Below are 3,346 nucleotides of genomic sequence, written 5' to 3'. Positions count from 1 at the left end.
CCACGCAGCACATTCTGGCCCTGCGTCGCCACCACGTCGCCGGTGACGATCAGGGTGTTCGTCTCCGCCTGGTAGACGGCGTTGTCGCCGTGCACCTTCTGGGTCGGCGTCACATAGTAGACGGATCCGTCGGCTTTAAGGCGGATGAGGTCGCCGCAACCGCCGGCCTTGGCGCCGTCGCCGCCGGCGCCGGCCTTGATCTCGAAGTCGGCGGTCAGCACGTCGGCCCGCAGCCGCGCGGTGTCCTGCAGCGCCTCGGCGTGGCCGCGCCAGATCGAGGTGCAGGCGTTGTTGGCCGTCTCCAGCTCGTCGGCCGTGATGTCCACCGGCGCGTTCGAGTTGGTCGCCAGCTGCGCGGCCGCAGGTCCGGCCAGCGTGGCGGAAACCAACACCGCGCACAGGGAAAGACTTCTCAGTCGCATCACGTCGCCTGCTCTCATTTCCGGTCGAAGCGCGTATGCACGCCGCCCCTGAAGATCACCCGATTGCCCTTGTCGTATATCGCATATGACTTCGCGTTGATTTCTCCAAGGGACCCTGAGCCCTGAACTGGACCTGGACCCGTGATCACGCCGGTCTTGGTGTCGTAGAGCGAGGTGGCGGTGTCGAAGGCGGCCTTGGAGCCGACCAGCCGCACCCCCCCGTGCAGGTCGAGCTGGAAGGTCGCCTCGTGGTAGACCCCGGCTGCGGCCATCAGCCGGATCGGGTCGGGGCCCTGCTCGTCGAGGACCAGGGCCGGATGGTCGAGCATCACCCGCTGGTAGTCGCGCGGATCGCGCGTCGCGCTCTGGGCGGTGATGACGAAGGCGCGGCCGCGCTGGTCGCGGCCGACGAACCTGGGGCGCACCAAGCGAATCGGCTGGGAGGTCTCGCGCGGCTGGGCGGGCTGGGCGGTCAGCGCGTTGTACGCCACCGCGCCGGCGAGAAAGAGCAGGATCAGGCCGATCGCCGCCGGCAGCACGATCCGCAGCGCGCGGATCATGCGCGAGCGGCGCCGCCACCGCAGCACCTGCTCGCGCCGGTCCGGCGCGGCCTCGATGGCGATGTGGGAGACCGACACGCTTCAGGGCCTCAGGCGTGGGCGAAGATGTCGACGTCCTCCCAGCCGGCGACGTCGAGGACGGCGCGGTGGGGCAGGAAATCGAAACAGGCGCGGGCGTAGCCGTCGCGGCCCTCGCGCGCGAGCATCTCGTCCAGGCGCGCCTTCAGCGCGTGCAGGTGCAGCACGTCGGAGGCGGCGTAGGCGACCTGCTCTTCCGACAATTTCGCCGCGCCCCAGTCGGAGCTCTGCTGCGCCTTGGAAAGGTCCACCCCGATCAGCTCCTTGGTGAGATCCTTCAGCCCGTGCCGGTCGGTATAGGTGCGCGCCAGCTTGGAGGCGATCTTGGTGCAGTAGACCGGCGTCGTGACCACCCCCAGATGCAGATAGAACATGGCGATATCGAAGCGGCCGAAGTGGAAGATCTTCGTCGCCGCCGGATTGGTCAGCAGCCGCTTCAGGTTCGGGGCGTGGTAGGTCGATCGGTCGAGCTGGACCACGTGGGCGTCGCCGCCGCCATCGGACAGCTGCACGACGCACAGCGGATCGCGCTTTAGCCGCAGGCCCATGGTCTCCGAATCGATCGCCACCGCGGCGGCGTTCGCAAGCACGCCGTCCGGCAGGTCGCCCTGGTGCAGGAAGTTGCTCACGTCGCCCTAGAACTCCGCCTTAGAAATCCGGCGCCCGCCGCCGTGCTCCGCCTTCAACGCCGGCGAGACGGAAATCCCGTTGATGGCCAAGCCACACCTTCGTCCGCTATCTAGGCTCTGGGCGGTGCGGGAACAAGCCGTCGTTCCGGCCGGCGCCTGCGCCTCAGGCCGCCGTTTCGTCGCCGCGCGGGGGCTGACGGCGCGCCGCCTCGACGAGGGCGGCGATCGCCCAGCGCTTGACCCGGCGCGCCGCCGCGTCGTCGAGCCGCAGAACGTCCTTGGCGACCACCAGCCCCTCGACACCGACCAGCATGGCGACCGCCTGGCCGAGCATCGCCAGGCCCTCGGCCGGAAAACCCGCGGCCGCCGGCTCGAGCGCCGCCGCGATCAGGTCCGATCGCCGATTCTGCCGCGCCGGCGGCTCCGACGCCGCGCCGCCGGCGGCGCTGTGTTCCAGGCTGTGCGCCAGCATCAGCCGCAGGGGCGCCTCGTTGGCGAGCACGGTTTCGTGCAGAACCTCGTCGACCCGCAGCAGGCGCGGCAGAGGCTCGCGGCTCTGAAAGTCGGCGAACAGCGTCTCCGGCGCGGGCACGGCGACGTGCACCGCGGCCTCCAGCATCAGCGCCTCGACGCTGGGGAAGTAGCGATAGGCGGTGGCCCGCGAGACCAGCGCCTCGGCGGCCACGTCCTCCAGCGTCGGCTTCAGGCCGCGCTCCACCAGCCGCGCCGTCGCGTCCAGCAGGTCTTTCCGCGTCCGCAGCCGCTGATTCGGCCGTCCCGCCTGCCCGGCCCCCGCGCTCATGGCGCCGCCAGCTGCTGCTGGATGGCGCCCAGGTCGACCCAGACGTTCTCCCGGCGGATCGCGCCGTCGTCTGCGAACTCGACCACATGCAGCAGCCGGAAGCTCAGCGCCCGGTCGCCGCCGCCGACCCCGAACGGAGCGCCGGGCGCGCGGCCGCTCCAGACGCTGTCGTCGACCATGAAGTTGTCGCCATAGAGCCGGCGCAGCGGCGTCACCTTGCCGCCGGAAAGGTCTGCAAACAGCTGCTCGTAGAACGGACGCGCCCCCTCGCGGCCCTGGGTGGGTCCGGCCGGCCAGCCGACGATGTCGTGCTCGGCGGCCTCGGAGAGCGTGGCGAGCACCCCCTCCACGTCGTCGCGGGCCTCGAACCCGAAATGCGCATCCATCCAGCGGTCCATCTCGGCGGGGGTCAGGGACATGGCGTTTCTCTTTCTCTCCGGTCAGCGGCGCCTGACGCCGTCTCAGGGCACGCTAATGAGACGTTAGTCTCATTTCAAGAAGAATGTCTCATGATGCCGCGCGAAAGCCTGCCCGCCGGCCGAAGGGCGCAGCTGGGTCGCCATCGAGTCTTGACTTAGGATGGTTTGATTCAAGGACGAACCGGTCGCTCGACGGTCCTCCATCGGGACCGGAGCCTCAGCACCGCCCCAACGGTGGTGCCCAGGAGAGGACTCGAACCTCCACGACCTTTCGGCCACTGGCACCTGAAGCCAGCGCGTCTACCAATTCCGCCACCTGGGCCCGGTCCGTCGGATCGGGAGGCGGCTACATATGGCGCCGCCGAGCCGCGGTCAACGCCCGTCGACGACCTCTTTTCGAGTCGCATTGCGAGGCGCGGGCGCATCGTCTATCGGC

General features: G+C 69.7%; 5 protein-coding genes and 1 tRNA gene. All 6 read right to left on the bottom strand.

What is annotated here, in order from left to right; genetic code table 11:
- The coding region (locus VJS38_RS09810; RefSeq protein WP_324087969.1) for an LptA/OstA family protein at positions 1-422 on the bottom strand (422 nt) is incomplete at its 3' end.
- 14 nt (positions 423-436) lie between these two features.
- Positions 437-1,060 carry an LPS export ABC transporter periplasmic protein LptC gene (gene lptC, locus VJS38_RS09805; RefSeq protein WP_324087968.1) on the bottom strand — a complete coding sequence of 208 codons (624 nt, stop codon included), beginning with the start codon at positions 1,058-1,060 and terminating at the stop codon, positions 437-439.
- An 11-nt stretch (positions 1,061-1,071) separates the two neighbouring features.
- Complete coding sequence (locus VJS38_RS09800) at positions 1,072-1,689, bottom strand: ribonuclease D (protein WP_324087967.1); 618 nt, start codon at positions 1,687-1,689, stop codon at positions 1,072-1,074.
- A 163-nt stretch (positions 1,690-1,852) separates the two neighbouring features.
- Entirely contained in the window at positions 1,853-2,491 is a 639-nt protein-coding gene (locus VJS38_RS09795) for a helix-turn-helix domain-containing protein (RefSeq protein WP_324087966.1), read from the bottom strand.
- Complete coding sequence (locus VJS38_RS09790; protein ID WP_324087965.1) at positions 2,488-2,910, bottom strand: nuclear transport factor 2 family protein; 423 nt, start codon at positions 2,908-2,910, stop codon at positions 2,488-2,490. The genes VJS38_RS09795 and VJS38_RS09790 overlap by 4 nt, the downstream gene beginning before the upstream one ends.
- 235 nt (positions 2,911-3,145) lie before the next feature.
- A tRNA-Leu gene (locus VJS38_RS09785) sits at positions 3,146-3,232 on the bottom strand.
- Between the last annotated feature and the right edge of the window lie 114 nt (positions 3,233-3,346).

Source organism: Phenylobacterium sp. (assembly GCF_035276905.1).
Taxonomy (GTDB): domain Bacteria; phylum Pseudomonadota; class Alphaproteobacteria; order Caulobacterales; family Caulobacteraceae; genus Phenylobacterium.
The sequence above is the reverse complement of the archived record's forward strand: the minus strand, read 5'-3'. Positions and strand labels throughout refer to the sequence as shown.

Bases quoted from the DNA above. Each gene is read 5' to 3' on its own strand.
- VJS38_RS09795 (WP_324087966.1), bottom strand. From the start codon at position 2,491: ATGAGCGCGGGGGCCGGGCAGGCGGGACGGCCGAATCAGCGGCTGCGG.
- VJS38_RS09790 (WP_324087965.1), bottom strand. From the start codon at position 2,910: ATGTCCCTGACCCCCGCCGAGATGGACCGCTGGATGGATGCGCATTTC.